The organism is Achromobacter sp. HZ34, assembly GCF_002209485.1.
GTDB lineage: Bacteria > Pseudomonadota > Gammaproteobacteria > Burkholderiales > Burkholderiaceae_B > Bordetella_C.
Window position 1 is genome coordinate 186,320 of sequence record NZ_NJIX01000007.1, and the last position, 16,668, is coordinate 202,987.

Here is a 16,668-nt window from a genome sequence, read left to right on the forward strand (position 1 = left end):
GTGCGGGTCCGGCACGGACATTCGGCTGTGCTTCTGCCCGGTCGGGGCCTCGGCCTTACTGCGCGGTCTGCAGCTTGCGCGCCAGTTTCAGGTACGCGGGATTGATGGCTCCCGCGAACGACGCGGGGATGTCCTGCTTGCGGATCTGGTCGATGCTGCCAAGAAACTCCGCCGTCTTGCGCACGGCGCCGCCCAGCACGGTCTTGTCGGTATTGCTGCCGTCGCCGAACCAGTTGTCCTGCAATTGCTCGGCGATGGTCGGGTAGTTGTTGCCCTCTATCGATTCGCGCACTGCCCGTGGGGTCGAGCCGAGTTCCTTGGCGATGGCGGTGGCGACCGCGTCGGGGTTCTTCCGGTAGTTCTGCACCTCCTGTTCCAGCACCAGCAGGAGCTTGGCGACCAGCTCGGGGTGCTTTTCACCGAAGGCACGCGAGACGGACAGGCCATTGAAAATCAGGTAGCCGTCTTTCTTCAGATCCTTCGTGTAGAAGATGGGCTGGCCGCCATTCTGTTCCAGCGTCGAGTTGAACGGCGCCCACACATAGCCGGCATCGACGTCGCCACGACGCCAGGCAGCGACCAGTTCGTCCGGCTTCAGCGGAACGAAGCGGATCTTCGAGCGATCGATATGGTTCAGGGCAATTGCCGTGTCCAGCGCATATTGGGCGGTGGAGTTGGCGGGGTAGCCTACCGTGTGGCCAGCCAGGTCGGCCAGCGTATTGATGTTCTTGCTTTTGCGCGCGACCAGGCGTTCGTAGGTCGAGATGTCCGCGGAGACGCCGACCAGTTCGATCGGCAACTTGCGCACGATGGCCGAGACTGTAGGGCTGGAGCCGAAGTTGGCGATGTCGATGCTGTTGCTGGCGAACAGGTTCAGGACGTCCGCGCCCGTACCGAACTGCACCCATTTCACCGGAACACCGAAGGCTTTTTCCAGCGAACCATCTACCTTGGCGTTGACGATCAGCTGCGCGCCGCCGCTATAGGTGATGCGTACTTCCTTGGGTAGCGGTTCGGCCGCGTGGGAGTACGAGGCCACGGCGGCAAAGCCGGTCAGGAGCAGGGCGCGGAAAAGGGCTTTCATATGAGCACCGGTGTGGAAGACGGGCGCTCATAGTAGGGACGGGCGGGACGATTGCGAACGATTCGATAGTGATATCGAAATCCGCTGCGCGCCTTACGCCTTTTCCCGCAGCGATGCGGCGAATTCCGATCGTTCTCGGTGCGCCAGCAGCGTCACGGCCACGTCCAGCGTGGGCGTGGGAACGCCGGCCATGCGGCCGAGATCCTGCACGGCGCGCATCTGCGCGTCCAGCTCCATGGGCCGGCTGGCAAGCAGGTCCTGCAGCATGGAAGGAGGATGGCGGTTCTTGCCGCCGGAGCTGATCTGCGCGTCCAGGTCGAAGCCGGCGTCGATGCCATGCGCGGCGGCGACAGCATGGGTCTCGTTGCCCAGCTGGCGCCACATTTCACGCGTGTCTTCCCGTGCAAACAGTTCCGGCGCGGTCGAGACCGTCAGCGCACACAGCAGCGAACTGGGAACGTTCAAGACCAGCTTGGCCCAGATGTCACGGCGGATCTCCTGGCTGGCGCGGGCGCCGGGCAAGCCGCGCTGCAAGGTCTCCACGATGGCGGCCAGGCGCGGCGATGCGCTGTTGTCCGGTTCGCCGATGGTAAAGGTGTTGGCGGCGCCGGTGCTGCGGACTACGCCGGGGGCGGACAATTCGTTGGGCGAGCGGATGACGCAGCCCAGCGCGCGTTGCGCGCCGATATGGCGCCACACCAGGCCTTGCGGATCGAGGCGGGGCAGGCGGGTGGCGGCGGGCTGCCCGCTGCCGTCGTCGGGCATGCCGTGGAAGTACCACCACGGAATGCCGTTGACCGCGAACACCACCGGCGTGTCGGGCTTGAGCAGCGCGGCCATGCCTTCAGCTGCCGGGCCCAGGGATTGGGCTTTCAGGGTGGAAATGACCAGATCCTGCGGACCCAGGTCGGCCGGATTGTCGCTGGCGTGCACCTGGACGGTGAAGTCTTCGCCAGGCGCGGTCATGCGCAGGCCGTTCTTGCGGATGGCCGCGAGATGCGCGCCGCGCACCACCACCGAAACGTCCAGGCCGGCTTGCGCCAGGCGGGCCGCCATATGGCCGCCGACCGAACCGGCGCCGAAAATACAGATCTTCTTCATGATTCCCCTTGAATATCGATAGCGTGGTTCGCGATGGCCGCTGCAGCGCCCCGGGTCCACGGCATCCGCGATACTGCCATAAGCCGGTTGTCTTGTACCTGAGCGCAGGCGGGCGCCTGGGGCCGGAGGCACCCGCTCCGCCCGCGATACGCCGGCCTTGAGTCGGGTGGCCTTCGATTGATAACGTGCCGGCCAGCGCGGTACCCGGTATCAGCCCGCCGCGCAGGGAGCGGGCATGGGTACGTCCAAATGCGCGGACCACTTCTCCAGGGCCGCGACGATGCCAGGCGCCAGCGCAATGCCTTGTTGCGCTTGCTGGCGGGCGGTGGCCATGCCTTTCTGGCCTGGTACGCGCACGGATTCGACACCGGGACGCGGTGGGTTGTCGCGGCAGGCCTGGGCGACCTGTTCCATCTGCTGCTCGAAGGCCTGCAAACCGCCGAAGGCTTCCGGATCGATGACCTGCAGATAGATGGTGTTGGCCATCGGACCGTTGTCCTGCGCGCGGCCCTGGTCGGACAAGCCCGCCGTCAGGCCTTCCACCAGCAACGCCAGGCCGTAGCCCTTGTGGCCGGCATCCAGTCCGCCCAAGGGCAGCAAGGTGCCGGGCTGGGAGCCAGCGATGACGGCGGGATCGTCGCTGGGATTGCCGTCCGCATCCAGCAGGAATTTGCCGGGCAGCTTCTTGCCCTCGCGCGCCAGCTTCTTCACCATATTGTTGGTGGTGATGGACGCGGAGATATCCACCAGGATGGGATCGGTGGTCGCGGGCAGGCCGATGGCGATGGGACTGGGTGAGAACAGCGCCTTGCGTCCGCCGTAAGGCGCTACGCTGCTGGCGCTGGGGGCCGATGAGACCAGATGCAGCACCACGCCGCGCGCCGTCGCGCGGCGCAGATAGGTCGCCAGGCTGCCGATGTGGTGGCTGTTCTTGATCACCACCGTGCCGGTGCCATAGGTGGCGGCGCGCGCGATGGCGCTTTCCAGGGCGCGCAGGACCAGCCAGGGGCCGGGCAGGCGTTTGCCATCCCAGACTTCGACGGCGGGCCGTTTGGAGACCACTTCCGGGTCGCCCTGGACCTGCATATGGCCCTTCTGCACGTGCTCCAGGTATTGGTCGAGCAGGTTCAGGCCGTGCGTGGGGCTGCCCATCAGATCGGCTTCCACCAGGATCTCGGCCACGGCGGCGGCCTTGTCCGCGGGCATGTGCAGTTTTTCCAGCAGGGCGCGTGCATGGGCGATCAGCGCGCTGGCGTCGTAGCGGGGATGGTCGGACATCAAAGGCTCCGTTGTGCGAGGGCCTGCCCCAGGCGTTCGAGCAGGTAGTCGATATCCTTCAGGTCCAGCGGGCTCAGGCGCGGGCCGGGCGCGCGCATGACCGCGGAAGCGATGGCGCCGCGGCGGCGCAGGATTTCCTTGCGCACGGCGACACCCCATTGTGCCTGGTTCTCGAAGTTCAGCAGCGGCAGGTACAGGTTGAACAGGTCGAAGGCGGCGTCGCGCTGGCCCTGGGTGTACAGGGCGTAGACGCCGGACAGCATCTCTGGATGCGAGAAACCGGCCATCGGACCTTCGATGCCGCGCTCCAGTTCCTGCGGCAGGAACACGGCGTTGTTGCCGGTGAGGATGGGCACGTGGCGCGGCATGGCTTCACGCAGACGGGTGATCTTGGCGGCGCTGGGGATGTCTTCTTCCTTGATGGCCTGGATCTGCGGGAAGCGCTCGATCAGCCGGGCCATGGTCGGCACCGACATCCAGACGCCGGTGGAGAAAGGGAAGTCCTGCAACACGGTGGGTACGTCGCCGATGCGGTCGAAGACGGCGCCGTAGTAGCCGATGACGTCTTCCTCGGTGCGCAGGCCGGGCGGCGGGGCGATCATGACACCGCTGGCGCCGACGTCGGTCACCGCCTGGGTCAGGGTGGCCAGTTGCGCGACGCTGGGGTTGCTTACGCCGGCGATGACGGGCTTGCCCTGGGCACGGGTGACGAAGCGCTTGACCGCGCTGACCGACTCGGTTTCCGACAGCTTGGCCGCTTCGCCTGCCACGCCTAGTACTGTCAGGCCGGCGGCGCCGTGCTTGAAGTAGAAGTCGGTGAGGGTGTCGATGCTGTCCAGGTCCAACGCACCATCGGCCGCGAACGGCGTTTGCGCCACTACGTATAGCCCTTTCATCTGCGTCATCATGATGCCGGTGTTTCCTTTCAGGTTGGTCTGGTCGTGTCGACGATGCGTGCTGCCCTGCGCGGGCCGAGCCACATCGGCTCGGGCCGATCAGGCTCGGGAGATCGTCGAAATCAGGGGGGTAATATTAGCGCTAACGTTAGCGCTAACACAATCATCCGTGCTATCTTCCGCGGCATGAAACCTGGACGCTCCAAGTCTTCCCGTTCGCCAGCGTCCGTCGCGGCGCCTGCGTCTGCGCGTCCGCTTGGAACGCCTACGCCCCGTGCGTCCGGCACGCCTGACATGACGCCCGCGGTGGCCGCGCCGCCGCGGCGGACCCGGCGTGGTTCGGGGCGGGCCACGCTGGCCGATGTGGCCCGGGTGGCCGGTGTTTCCGCGCAAACCGTCTCGCGCGTGTTGAACAGCCCGGCCACGGTGCCGGAGGCGACCGTCAACCACGTCCGCGCGGCCATCCAGCAGGTGGGTTATGTGCCCAACCGTCTGGCGGGCGGACTGGCATCCGGCCGCAGCCGGCTGGTCGCCGCGCTGGTGCCGGCCATCGCGTCACCCGTATTCCTGGAGACCCTGGAAGCCTTGACGCAAACCCTGGCCGCGCATGGCTACCAGCTGATGCTGGGCGAGAGCGGCTATGACGATGCCGACGAAATCGAATTGCTGGAGAACCTGATCAGCCGCGGTCCGGATGGCATTGTGCTGACGCGGGTGCTGGAGTCGGAAGCGGCGCGGCAGCGGTTGGCGCGGTCCGGCATACCCGTCGTGGAAAGCTGGGACCTGACGGCAACACCGGTCGACATGTTGATCGGTTTTTCCCATGAAGCCGTTGGCGCGCGCGTGGCGCAAGCCATGCACGAACGCGGCGTGCGCTGTCCCGCATTGATCACCGGCAACGACCCGCGCGCGCAGCGTCGCCGGCAGGGTTATGCCGAAGAACTGGCCCGGCTGGGGCTGCTGGTGTCGGCTGGCGCGGACGCGATGGCGCGCTTGCCTACCGCGGTCGTGAATGCGCCCGCGCCCATGGGCTCGGGCCGTCGCGCGCTGGCGGATCTGCTGCAGCGTCATCCGGACATCGACGGCGTCTTCTGCAGCACCGACATGCTGGCCCTGGGCGCGTTGATCGAAGCACGCGAGCACGGCATCGCCGTCCCCGACCAACTGGCCGTGGTCGGCTTCGGCGACCACGTGCTGGCGGCCGACACCAGTCCCGCCCTGACCACGATACGCATCGACGGCCGCCGCATAGGCACCCAGGCGGCCGAATGGATCGTGCAACGCGCCGCGGGCCACGCGGTCAGCGCCCGCGTGCAGGACATCGGCTTCGAACTGATCGTCCGTGCCAGCGCCTGACTCTGAGGCTCGCCGGAGCGTGGGCCTATGGGGGCGCTCCCCATAATCTAAAAATCTCTTTCAGAGGCCCCGCCTTGGCGCCGTCGTCCTCAATGCTGCTGCTTCGATGCCGACGTATTGCGGCCGATCCAATCCAGGATAAGGTCCGCGACCTGCAGGTTGTTCCTGTCCTGCATCATCATGTGCGAATTGCCGTGTACGCCCAATGCCGGCAGGCTCATCAGCTGTCCCTTGCCGCCCGCCGCATTCAGGGCATCGATGAAGGCGTGGCAGGCCTTCAGGCGCGGCGCCCAGCGTGGAAACTCTTCGATGTGATCGCCGAAGACGACCAGGATGGGAATGCCGGTCAGCGGCTTGGCGTCCTCCGGTTTGGGACACTCACCCGGTTCCACCGAAACGATGGCGGCGATGCCGTTGGTGTTCATGGCCGCGGTCTGGAAAGGATAGATACCGGACTGCGAATGGCTAAGCAGCACGGTGCCGTTCAGCTTGATGGCCAGCTTGGACAGGTTCGCCACGGTGGGATTGGGCGTCGGCATGGACCCCAGCCAGTCCGGCACCATCTGTTGCCACAGCTCGGCCTGGGCCTGCACGGGGAACTGCGTATCCTTGAAGGCTTCCGGGTAGCGCGGGCCGAAGCGGAATATCGCCCAGGCTGCCTCGTGCCCGGCGGCGAACAGATCCGGCAGTGAGCTGGTGGGCGCCTTGCCCAGCTTCACCGCGTTGATGGCGGAGATGTCCGTGGCGGAGCGGCCACGGCCGGATTGGTCGATGACGTAGGTCGAATAACCTTTGCGCAGGAAGTATTCATCCCAGCCCATGCGGCCGTCGGGCGTGGTTTCCCAGGTCATGCCGGTCAGGCAGCAACCGTGGATCAGCGTGATGGGAAAACGCTTGGTATGTTGGGGAATCTGGTAACGCACATACATCTGATCCACCGTCACCGTGCCGTGCGCATCGTATTTGGGCGACAGCGACAAGGTCTCCGACGTGACATCACGTCCGCCGACGAAGAAGCTGCCTTGTCCGCTCAGGGTCAACGGACCGGTGGGCGTCTTGGGCACGGGAGGCGGCGCCGCGGGCGCGGCATTCGCGCAGTTGAGCAGCAGGCTGGCTGCCGCGACGCAAAGCGCGGCCAGGGTACGGTGCAAGGGCATGATGTCTCCTTAGTTGGGGCGAGTGTGGCTTTCACATGAAACTTCTTATGCAGGCCCTCTGGTCCTCGCTATAGATCGGGCCTTGGTATCGGGCCAGGTCGTCTGCGGTCATATGGAGGTTTCCCGCGCGCAGTACCTGAATCACTCGTTTGCTTGCCTCGATATCGGACCCGCTCTGCGTTTCGCAAGCGAGCGCAATATCGTTATCGTGCACCCTGAAGCGCGGACGTGCCCCTGCGTCCAGCAGCAGCTTCACTATCTCCGAGTTGCGGTCGCGGATTGCTGAGGCGAGTGCCGTTTCGTCTGCGCCGGTAGTTACCGAATTGGGATCCGCGCCTTGCGAGAGAAGATAGCGTACGGTCGTGACCAGTCCTTTGCCAGCGACGTAGATTAGCGGGCAAGGAGCCTTGCCCTTGCACCCGACCGTATCCGCGCCGTGCGCAACGAGTAAATCGAGAAGCTGGCGGGTTGCCGGATTATTGACATCCTCGTATGCAGTGAAATAGAACGTGATCGCGGAGAAATCGGTAGCCCGAGCTTTCAAAGAGAAACCCTGCTTTCCCCCTTCGTCCATCAGCCATTGCACCGTTTCAAGGGTAGCTTGTGGCTTGTCATCGCGGCTAGCTCTCAAAACCCTGACGATGCTGTCTATCCAGGCGTTTTCCTGTCCCGGCTGTGCCAGCGACACACCTTGATCTTTAAGGAATTTCAAGACATCGACGCGAAAATAGGATAAAGCCGCTGATGTCATCGCGCTGTTTAACACGGAAGGATCATCGGTTTCCTGGCGCGCTTGCAGATAAGCGCGTTCGACCTGTTTGAGCGTTCCATGGGCGACAGTTTCTGGTGCCCTCCATGCGGCCGTTTGGTGCACCGCGCGTCTGGAAAAACTCTCACGGATCTCAGGTGTATAAATTCCGATCGCTACCACGAGCCACAACGCTGCGTGAAAACCGATTACACGTGCTCGATGACCTTTCACCGCCCCTGTCCGCCGCCGCGCGAACATCGCGTACAAGGTGGTGAGGGCCAGGCCAATCCCCAGGATCCACACCACCAACATCAGGATCAACCCGACGGGATCGGGGCCACTGCCATCATGCGCGGCATTGCCGCCCGATAGCGCTAGCAAATAGATGCAAAGCATTGCGACTGCCAAGACGGTCGGCAGAATGTAGGGCCATCTGAGGAATTTCTTCATGGAAAGGGTCTGTGCTGTATTAATTGGCCGAATACATCATGCTGCGGATCGGGCCGTTCCTGCGCAGCGCGTTGAACGTTCCTTGGTTGAATCGGCAAAATCCAGATTGTTCATACGCTGGCCTCCTCCGGCTGACTTTGCATGGGCCCCTGTCGCTCGCCGTCTGCTTGGGCAATCGTCATGTCGATATGTCCAGGTGATGGAGGCGAAGACATGTTGGTCCCCCATAACAGTGGCATTTCCACAAAGAACCCCTGCACGTGCGCACGCAAATAGGCGTGGGCCTTGGCGATATCATGCCCGCCACCCTTCATATAGTTGGGTCGCAACGGAGGCATGGCGGAAAAGTCCCCTTTTGGATACCGCTTGCGCCCTTCGGTCAGCGCCCTGAAACTATCGCGCGGAGTATGCGAGAAAACTTCATCGTAAGCCATGCGATTGGCGCGCGCGACCTTGAAAATGCCGTCGATGGTACCGGGATGCAAGGGGCGGTCAATATCTATTCCCTCTGGTGGGTCGTCCTTCTTTTCGCTGCCCTCGGTCGGTTCATCGATCGACATCCCAAAATGCTTGCGCCAGACGTTTTTGCGTAAGTCGCGGGCGAATCCGCGCGCCACGACTCGTACCCCGCCGCCCATGTCGGTCATTTGCGCCTGTGCTGTGTCAACGACGACCGCCGCGATTTCTGTATCGCCGTTTCCATTGAGACTGCGATCGTTGATATTCGCCGTGCCGATGATCGCGACAGCATCGTCAATGATCGTGAACTTGCTGTGCACATAGATCATCTCTGTCAGTACGCCCTTTGTCGTCCGCCCGTAGTTACGCAGATTTAACACCGTCAGATACTTGCGCCATTCGTCCGCCATGCCCCACAGGGCGAGGAATTGCCGTAGCTCATCATCGTTCTTCGCGGGCCGCATCTTGCGGGCGGATGCCTGCTTTCGGTAGAGAAACGTGTTGATTCGGTTGCGCAGGCTCAGTCGTGCCCGTGACACGCCCTGCAGCGCCCACCACGCTTGAGAGACTGTGGCGCTTTCCTCCAGCCGTCCTTCAGGGTGCTCGGGCAGTACCAAATAAATGTGGAAAGGCCGATTTGCAAAAATAGCGCGTCCGACAGCGTTGGCAAGCTCCTCGACAATGGAGTTGGTGGACGGTGGTGCGGTGCCGTTTTCGTCGGGGCCGCAGGCCGACATGAAGAATTGATTCTCCATGTAGATAAACGCCTGGGCTGATCTGATGCCATTGACCATTGCATCCAGGATGCTGGTCTGATGATTGCCGGCCCAAGCTGCGCGCGCCGCCTGCACGACACGGCGCCGCTTGGGATTGGGTTGCTTCCAGTCGTCGTTTACATACTTGTGATTATCGTCCCAGAGCTCAAGTTCGATACCTAATTGATATGAGGAAACAGAACGGCAAATTTGAACGATGTTAGATCCCGATCCTGGAGCCAGTGGGTCGACCAGGTAGTCCTTCCCTTTTGCTCGGTCGAACCAGGCTGTGTTCATTGTGCCGTCCATGGCGTTGCTGCCACTTCGCGCAAAGCTATTCCAGCGAAGGACAAAATTAGTAAAGACGTCGAACGCTGCGGGCCCCTCGATCTTCAGACCCACATCTTCCCATGGCTGACGTGGCTGCGTTTTCGGGTCCAACACCTCGTGCGGAGGCACAGTGAAGGGCTGACGAAATCCCGGCAGGCCCTCGTTTGCAGCCGTCAACTTATTCTCGTCGTCAGTCAGCCTGCGCGCGGGAGGTATTTGCTGGTTGTAGGCGTCATTAATGATGTGGATATTGGGGTCTATCACAATGTGGAAGGCCGGAGTTTCCCAACGCCCGTACGCTAGATCCATTCCTCCCAGGAACGCGATGCTGCCGTCCACGACAACAAACTTTTGGTGATGGGCAAAAACAATGTTGCTGGACACATTTGGCACGTTGCGGCCCCACACTCCTGCGCGCCCCGTACTCGCGTTCTGCAGCATTACCTTGATCGACCCTTTGCCTTTAGGTAAGCCTTCCAGGATTCGGCGTGATACCTCTTCATGCGTGTCCAGCTTGAATTGGACCGAGTCGTATAACAGTACGCGGATATGCACGCCGTTCTTGAGCGCCTCAGCAAGCAATTCCGACAGGCGCCCGGGATGACCATCTTTCCCGCGGTTGTCCAATTCAACGTCGAAATCCAACTGCCAGTCCCCGATCAAGATGAAACTTTTCGCTTTCCGGATTGCGTCTGCCACATCCGCCATGTATTCACGGCCCGTGATATAGCCAGTGCATTGATTACCGTAGCGCGGCATCGCAAACGGCTGATTGAGGTCGAAATACTGACCGGAAGCCGTGGTTAGGGTGTTTGGGACGATTTGAGCGGTATACGAATCGACGTCGGGATGCATGGGGGCGGCAAAGCTGGCTAGCCCTCGTCAATGTGAGCGAAGGCAGATTAGTATCGGCGCGCTTTATGCAGCGCCTCCTTTTTGATGCTTGCCAGAAAACCGGAACACCAGATATATGGTTTTATCGGCGGCACAACTTGCGGCCGAATAAAAACATTAATAGTTACCTAAAATGAGACGGCATGAAACAAGATAAATATAAATCTAAACTGAATCCCAGGGAAATTACTTTTTAAATCTAAAATATTCACAAAATGTTAAATCAGCCCTTGGTCTAAGAGTAGGCAGGTCGATCGTCGGAGCGCCTGTTTTCCGATCATCCCACCGGATGTGCGCCGCCATCGCTCTATCCGTGAAGCCGCCGCACGTCGTTATGATATGTCGGCAATTTTGGAAAATTGCCGGCGTAAAATAACGATCGGAGCGCTCAATGACCCATAGTGAATGCGTGCGACAGATTCTCAGTGAACGCGGAATGGTGCGCGCACGAGATTTGACGGCGGCGGGCGTTCCGTTGGTTTATCTCAGACGCTTGGTTGACGCGAGTGAGTTGGTGCGTCTGGCCCGAGGCCTTTACCAAAGTCCCGCCCTTGTTGGAGAGGATGCCGCGCACGATCTGGCGGAGGCAGCCCGGCTTGTACCTCTCGGGGTCGTCAGTCTGCTTAGCGCCCTGCGTCACCACCTATTGACCACTCAATTGCCGCACACCGTGTGGATGACGATTCCCCGCAAAGCCAGGATGCCAGACGAACGGCGGATAAGGCTTGAAGTCGTCCGCGCCACAGGGAACGTGTTGACTGCTGGCGTGGAGCACTTTCGGGTCGAAGGAGTGGACGTTCCGGTATATGGCATCGCAAAAGACGATCGCGGACTATTTCAAGCATCGACGGCACGTGGGCGAGGGTGTGGCCATCGAAGCCTTGAGAGATGCGTTGAAGCAAAGGCGTACCACGGTAGACGACCTGATGACGTATGCGGCCATCGATCGAGTCGCTACGCGCATCGAGCCTTACATCATAGCCATGCAATGAAACAGAGGGCTTAGAGCCCTGCATTGGCTATCCTTCGCTGCCGGCCCCTGGTATCTGGCCGGGCGCCTGAGCTTAGCGCACCCCTGGTACGCATCACTCCATCTGAATATGCGCCGCCGTGACGACTTCTTTCCAGGTCTTGGCGTCCTGCGTGATCATCGCGCCGAATTCCTTGGGGCCCATGGGGGCGAGGTCGGCGCCGCTGTCGGCCAGGCGCTTGCGCAGGTCGGGCGCTTGCAGCGCGGTCATGATGACATCGTTCAGCTTGTCGACGACGGCGGCGGGGGTGCCCTTGGGTGCCATGACGCCTATCCATACGCCGCTGTCGGCGCCTTCGATGCCCACCTCCTTCAGCGTCGGTACGTCAGGCAGGGCGGGGCTGCGCTTGGGGCCCGCGATGGCCAATGCCCGGACCTTGCCTGAATCCAGCACGGGCTTGGCGCTGGCCAGCAACGTGAACAACATCGAAATGCGGCCCGCGGCCAGATCATTCAGCGCCGGGGCAGCCCCGCGATAAGGCACGTGCAGCAGCTTCATGCCGGTGCGTTCTTCGAACAGCGCCGTCGCCAGGTGCGAGACGCTGCCGTTGCCGGGCGACCCGTAACTGACCTCGCCCGGATGGGCCTGCACCTGCTCGCGTAATTGCGCGATGGTGGTGGCAGGAAACTCCGTGGACACGAAGACGATGTTGGAGGTGTTGACCAGCAGGCTGACGGGGATCAGGTCCTTCAACGGGTCGTACGGCAGCTTCTTGAAGTACGCGCTGGCTATCGACGTTTGCGCCGCGGTTCCCAACAGCAAGGTATAGCCGTCCGGCTGCGAACGCGCCACGTAGTCCGCCGCGATCTGCCCCGCGGCGCCGCCGCGGTTGTCGACGATCAGTGTCTGCCCCGTCTGTGCCTGGAACTTCTCCGCCAGCACGCGGCCGACGACGTCCAGCGAGCCGCCGGCGGCGTAGGGGATGACCAGCCGCACGGGCCGGTCAGGGTACGCGGTCTGGGCCTGGCCTTGCGATGAGAACAGGATGGCGGCGGTGGACAGGGCAGTCAGGGCAAGCTGGGCGAGGGGGGATTTGCGCATGGTCTTCGGAAGCCGATCGGGTAGGGAAAAACTCGGACCGGGACCAGGCGCGGGCGATCATGCTGCGATCGCCTCCACGCCCAGGCCGGCGTAATAGTGGCCGGTACGCGTACCCAGGAAGCTGTCCAGCGACACCTGTTCCTGGGACACGAAACCGCGTTGCGGCAGCAGGCCTTCCTTCAACAGTTCGAAGGCGCCGACGATGCCGGCCGCCGTGGTCAGTTCAATGGCGGTGCGCCGCTTGCCGCGCAGGGTGGCGCCATGGCAGCGCAAGGTGCGGCTGTCCTGCTCATAGCGTCCGTCGCGCATGCCGCTGGCCGACGCGTGGATGATGACCAGGTCGTCGCGGCTGTGCGGGACGGCATATTCAAGGACGTCGCGCAGAATCTCCCGCCGCTCGATCAGGCGCAGGTCGTGCAGCAGGAAATTCATGGCGTCCCGATGGCCGGGATAGCGCAGGGTCTTGTAGTCGAGATTGCGGACCTTGCCTTGCAGGGTTTCGCACAGGGTGCCCAGGCCGCCCGAGGTGTTGAAGGCTTCGAAGGGTTCGCCGTCCAGCGTCAGCGTTTCATAGCCTTCCATGGGCTGCACCGACAGCAACTGGCCGTCGACAATGGCCACGCAAGGATTGCAGTATTCGTTGATGACGCCGTCTATGCTCCACGTGAAGTGGTAGCGCAGGCCGTTGTTGGCGCTGCGCGTCAACGCCCCGACGCGCAGGCGCAGATCGTGCAGTTCGTCGAAACCGCGTGCCAGGTCGCTGCCCAGCATGCCGATCACGCCCGGCGCCAGGCCGCATTGCGGCATCAGCGGGGCGGAGGCGGTGGCCGCGATGCGGCGGATGGCGGTAGTGGCGGCGACGTCTTCCGTCAGGTCGAAGTACGGCACGCCCAGGCGGCCCGCTTGCGTGGCCACCCGTTCGGCCAGATAGAAAGGCAGCGCGTTGATGACGACGGCGTGGCGTTCGACGGCGGCGGCCAGTGCCGTGTCGTCCATCACGTCGCATTGCAGGCGACGTACCAGGTCGTCCGCGTGGGCGGGCACTGCGTCGGCCAGTGCCACGTCGGCCAGCGTCACGGGCAGTTCATGGTAGTGCGCCACCATGTCCGCGATGGTGCCGCCTACTTTGCCCGCGCCCAGCACGAGTACGTTTTCGATGCGTGTTGCCATGGTCGATTCCCCTTTACCTGAAGTGTTGGCAGTGAGGGAATCGTACGGATGAGGATTGTCGGTTGGTAGCGTACAGAGCGTCGAAATGTCGTGCTCTTTCGTCATTTCGACGGGGGAATTCGTCGAAATGACTGTGCCGGGACGGATTCTCGGGGTGTGGTGGGGCGGTGGGCCGGCCCGGCCTACTGACCGAGCGCCGCACGGCGGTCTATCTTGCGGCTGAGGACGATGGAACTCTGGGTGTGGTTGACCCCTTCCACCAGTCCGATCTGGTCCAGCAGGGCGTCGAGCTGTTCGACGCGCGAGCAGCGCAGCAATGCCAGGTAGTCGAATACGCCGCTGACGGCGGACAGTTCTTCTACCTCGGGCAGGCGCTTGAGGGCGGCGGCGACCTGGGCGCCGGTCTTGGGGCGCACGCTGATGAAGCAATAGCTGCGCACCACGTTTTCTTCCAGCGTCTGGCCCAGGCGGACGCCGTAGCCTGCGATGATGCCGTTTTTCTCCAGCCGGGCGATGCGGGCCACGACCGTGGTGCGTGCCAGGCCCAGCTTGCGGGCCAGCAGGGCCACGGGTTCGCGGGCATTGGCCTGCAACAGGGTCAATAGATGACGGTCGGTGACGTCCAACCGTGGGTCTGGATGTTCGATGCTGGCCTGTTGCATGGCTTACCCCGTTACTTGTACGGACGCTGTCCTTGCGGAGGGCGTTCGCATGATGGTCCGATCATAGGAAAGGGCCTGACGCGTGTCCTATGTCTAAATATCGTAAACGTATAACCCCGCGTTAAGGGTGCTGATTTTTCTGGCTTATGTCGCATAAGGGCCCGGACCAGGGATATTCCCGGGCTTGCGGAATAGTTGAATGTTTCTCTACTCAAACAAAGTGATGACCGCCCGAGCGGGCGGCTTCATCCGCCATGCCGCTTACGCTCGCTCAGGAATATTTCTGAAGCCAAGGGTTATCCCTAGGTAATTTGGAGGAGGGGAGATCACCGCGCTGGCGCTACCTGCAGATAGAACTTCGTCTGCCCACGTATCATCTGCAGCAACAACGCCTGCCCACTTCCGCCCGAAAGCAGCTCCCGCAAATCCGCCAGCCGACTGATCGGGCGCTGGTTCACGCCGATCAGGATATCCCCACGCTGGAGCCGCGCCGCCACCGGTCCGCGCGACGGATAGACGTTGCTGACGATCACCCCATCGTTACCCCGCACCCGCTGCTCGCGCGGCATCTCGGCGAACTCGACGCCGGTCAGGCGCGGGTCGGCCGACCCGCCATGCATCGCCTCGTTGGGTTCAGCCTCGATGGCCGCCGTCACATCCAGCGTCTGGCCATTGCGCCGTAACGTCATCCTTACCTTCTTGCCCACCGGCAGCAGCCCTTCGGTATTGTGGAACTGCTGGCGTGTGGATATCGGTTTGCCGTCCAGCGCCAACACTACGTCGCGCGCCTTGGCCCCCGCCTTGTCAGCAGGCGACCCGTCCACCACACGCGCGATGACCACCCCAGTCGTGCTGGGCGCCATGCGCAACTGCTGCGCGATCCCCGGCGTGATATCCAGCACGTCCACGCCCAGCGTGCCCCGCTGCACCTGGCCGTGTTCCAGCAATTGATGCATGACCTCGCTGGCCAGGTTGGACGGAATGGCGAAGCCTATGCCTACGTTGCCGCCCGAAGGCGTGTAGATCATCGTATTGATGCCGACAAGCTCGCCGCGCAGGTTCACCAGCGCACCGCCCGAATTGCCGGGGTTGATGGATGCGTCAGTCTGGATGAAGTTCTGGTAGCCGGCGGCACGCAGGCTGGAGCGATCCAGTGCGGAAACGATGCCCGACGTGGCAGCCTGTCCCAGCCCGAAGGGATCGCCGATGGCCACCACGAAGTCGCCCACCCGCAAGGCGCTGGAATCTGTCAGGGCCAGCTGCTTCAGGTTCTCGGCGGGGATGCGCAGCACCGCCAGGTCGGTGTCGGGATCGCTGCCCAGCACCTTGGCGGAAAAGCTGCGGCCGTCCTGCAAGGCCACCTTGATCGATTCAGCGCCACGCACCACATGATGATTGGTCAGCACATAACCTTGCGCGGCGTCGACGATGACGCCCGAGCCTGAACTCTGCGTGACGCGGCCACGGCCCGGCAAATAGAAATAACCAGGCGGCGGCTTGTTGGCGCTCACCGCGGAAATATTCACCACGGCCGGCGTCACCGCTTCGAGCATGGGCGCCAGCGATGGCAGCTCCTTGCCGTCGACCGCCGCCGGCAGGCCCGCGGAAACAGCGGGCGCGGCGGCGAGGGTCAGCAACGAGGCGAGGGCGGCACAGGCGGCGATATGCCGGGCGAAGCCGCCGCGACGGCGGATGGTAATGGCGTGGGACATGGTCGGATTATGCGTAAGACATGCGGCAAGACACGTAGCGCGGCAGGATAAACCGTGCGGCAGGGTAAGTCATGCGTGGTGTCTCTGTGCCGAGCGCGGCGATCGCGCCGAACGCACCGAATGCGCAAGCGCGAACTTTTCCACAGCCACTTCATCATCCGGTCATGAAATTGAAGGATCCTTCCACCACCTTGAAAACCTTTTCCCCGGCCTTCCGCTGGCGGTTGGCATCATTCTTGGTGGAGCCGGACGGGGACAGGTCTATGTGGTGGAATCGACGCCAGGAACAGGGTAGTAGCGGCATCTGGGGGCATCTGTACGCCTTGTACCTGCCCCTGCGCCTCCAGGAAAAAATGCTGAGCCCGGCCTGGGAAGCAGAGAAAGCCGCGGCGGTTGCCAACGGCTTCATGGCGCCGACGCGTCTTGAACCGGGCGCGCACAAGCGCGCCACTCGTGCTATCCGCGCCGTCGCCGCGCGGCATGAATCAGACGACGGTTCTGCTACCTGAATCGGCACATCCTGGCCTGGCGCGAATCCTTA

14 protein-coding genes and 1 pseudogene are annotated in these 16,668 nt (G+C 62.7%); 4 read left to right on the top strand and 11 right to left on the bottom strand.

The genetic code is table 11. From position 1 onward, the window contains the following. Positions 1-55 precede the first annotated feature (55 nt). The 4 genes from CEY05_RS25225 to CEY05_RS25240 all read right to left on the bottom strand — a co-directional run bounded on the left by CEY05_RS25225 (position 56) and on the right by CEY05_RS25240 (position 4,371). The gene (locus CEY05_RS25225; protein WP_088600034.1) at positions 56-1,084 is read right to left on the bottom strand and encodes an ABC transporter substrate-binding protein; all 1,029 of its coding nucleotides are present in this window, start codon (positions 1,082-1,084) and stop codon (positions 56-58) included. 93 nt (positions 1,085-1,177) lie between these two features. Beyond that, entirely contained in the window at positions 1,178-2,185 is a 1,008-nt protein-coding gene (locus CEY05_RS25230; RefSeq protein WP_088600035.1) for a ketopantoate reductase family protein, read from the bottom strand. Between the two features lie 210 nt (positions 2,186-2,395). Beyond that, a complete protein-coding gene (locus CEY05_RS25235; protein ID WP_088600036.1) occupies positions 2,396-3,463 on the bottom strand; it encodes an Ldh family oxidoreductase in 1,068 nt (355 codons plus the stop codon). Further along, positions 3,463-4,371: a dihydrodipicolinate synthase family protein gene (locus CEY05_RS25240; RefSeq protein WP_088600037.1), complete on the bottom strand. Its 909-nt coding sequence runs from the start codon at positions 4,369-4,371 to the stop codon at positions 3,463-3,465. The genes CEY05_RS25235 and CEY05_RS25240 overlap by 1 nt, the downstream gene beginning before the upstream one ends. Before the next feature lie 282 nt (positions 4,372-4,653). Between CEY05_RS25240 and CEY05_RS25245 the strand changes: the two genes are divergently transcribed. Further along, positions 4,654-5,715, top strand: coding sequence for a LacI family DNA-binding transcriptional regulator (locus tag CEY05_RS25245; protein WP_088600038.1), 1,062 nt, complete (start codon positions 4,654-4,656; stop codon positions 5,713-5,715). An 89-nt stretch (positions 5,716-5,804) separates the two neighbouring features. Here CEY05_RS25245 and CEY05_RS25250 read toward each other — a convergent pair whose 3' ends face one another. The 3 genes from CEY05_RS25250 to CEY05_RS25260 form a co-directional block, all read right to left on the bottom strand. Continuing rightward, positions 5,805-6,872, bottom strand: a complete 1,068-nt coding sequence (locus CEY05_RS25250; protein WP_198952904.1) for an esterase — start codon at positions 6,870-6,872, stop codon at positions 5,805-5,807. A gap of 31 nt (positions 6,873-6,903) precedes the next feature. Continuing rightward, on the bottom strand, positions 6,904-8,073 hold the full coding sequence (locus CEY05_RS25255; protein WP_088600039.1) for an ankyrin repeat domain-containing protein: 1,170 nt from the start codon (positions 8,071-8,073) through the stop codon (positions 6,904-6,906). Between the two features lie 110 nt (positions 8,074-8,183). Then, a complete protein-coding gene (locus CEY05_RS25260; RefSeq protein WP_088600040.1) occupies positions 8,184-10,472 on the bottom strand; it encodes a phospholipase D-like domain-containing protein in 2,289 nt (762 codons plus the stop codon). Between the two features lie 430 nt (positions 10,473-10,902). On the opposite strand from CEY05_RS25260, the pseudogene CEY05_RS32025 reads away from it, so the two are divergent. Both CEY05_RS32025 and CEY05_RS31830 read left to right on the top strand, forming a co-directional pair. Further along, positions 10,903-11,046 (top strand): annotated as a pseudogene (locus CEY05_RS32025) (type IV toxin-antitoxin system AbiEi family antitoxin domain-containing protein); the annotation flags it as partial. A gap of 271 nt (positions 11,047-11,317) precedes the next feature. Further along, entirely contained in the window at positions 11,318-11,503 is a 186-nt protein-coding gene (locus tag CEY05_RS31830; protein WP_233161703.1) for a hypothetical protein, read from the top strand. A 93-nt stretch (positions 11,504-11,596) separates the two neighbouring features. Here CEY05_RS31830 and CEY05_RS25270 read toward each other — a convergent pair whose 3' ends face one another. The 4 genes from CEY05_RS25270 to CEY05_RS25285 all read right to left on the bottom strand — a co-directional run bounded on the left by CEY05_RS25270 (position 11,597) and on the right by CEY05_RS25285 (position 16,127). Beyond that, complete coding sequence (locus CEY05_RS25270) at positions 11,597-12,583, bottom strand: tripartite tricarboxylate transporter substrate binding protein (RefSeq protein WP_088600042.1); 987 nt, start codon at positions 12,581-12,583, stop codon at positions 11,597-11,599. Positions 12,584-12,640: 57 nt separating this feature from the next. Further along, complete coding sequence (locus CEY05_RS25275) at positions 12,641-13,753, bottom strand: saccharopine dehydrogenase family protein (RefSeq protein WP_088600043.1); 1,113 nt, start codon at positions 13,751-13,753, stop codon at positions 12,641-12,643. A gap of 182 nt (positions 13,754-13,935) precedes the next feature. Beyond that, a complete protein-coding gene (locus CEY05_RS25280; RefSeq protein WP_088600044.1) occupies positions 13,936-14,415 on the bottom strand; it encodes an Lrp/AsnC family transcriptional regulator in 480 nt (159 codons plus the stop codon). 326 nt (positions 14,416-14,741) lie between these two features. Continuing rightward, positions 14,742-16,127, bottom strand: coding sequence for a Do family serine endopeptidase (locus CEY05_RS25285; RefSeq protein WP_088600045.1), 1,386 nt, complete (start codon positions 16,125-16,127; stop codon positions 14,742-14,744). Between the two features lie 71 nt (positions 16,128-16,198). Here CEY05_RS25285 and CEY05_RS25290 point away from each other — a divergent pair, with 71 nt between their 5' ends. Continuing rightward, complete coding sequence (locus tag CEY05_RS25290) at positions 16,199-16,636, top strand: hypothetical protein (protein WP_143220642.1); 438 nt, start codon at positions 16,199-16,201, stop codon at positions 16,634-16,636. Positions 16,637-16,668 lie beyond the last annotated feature (32 nt).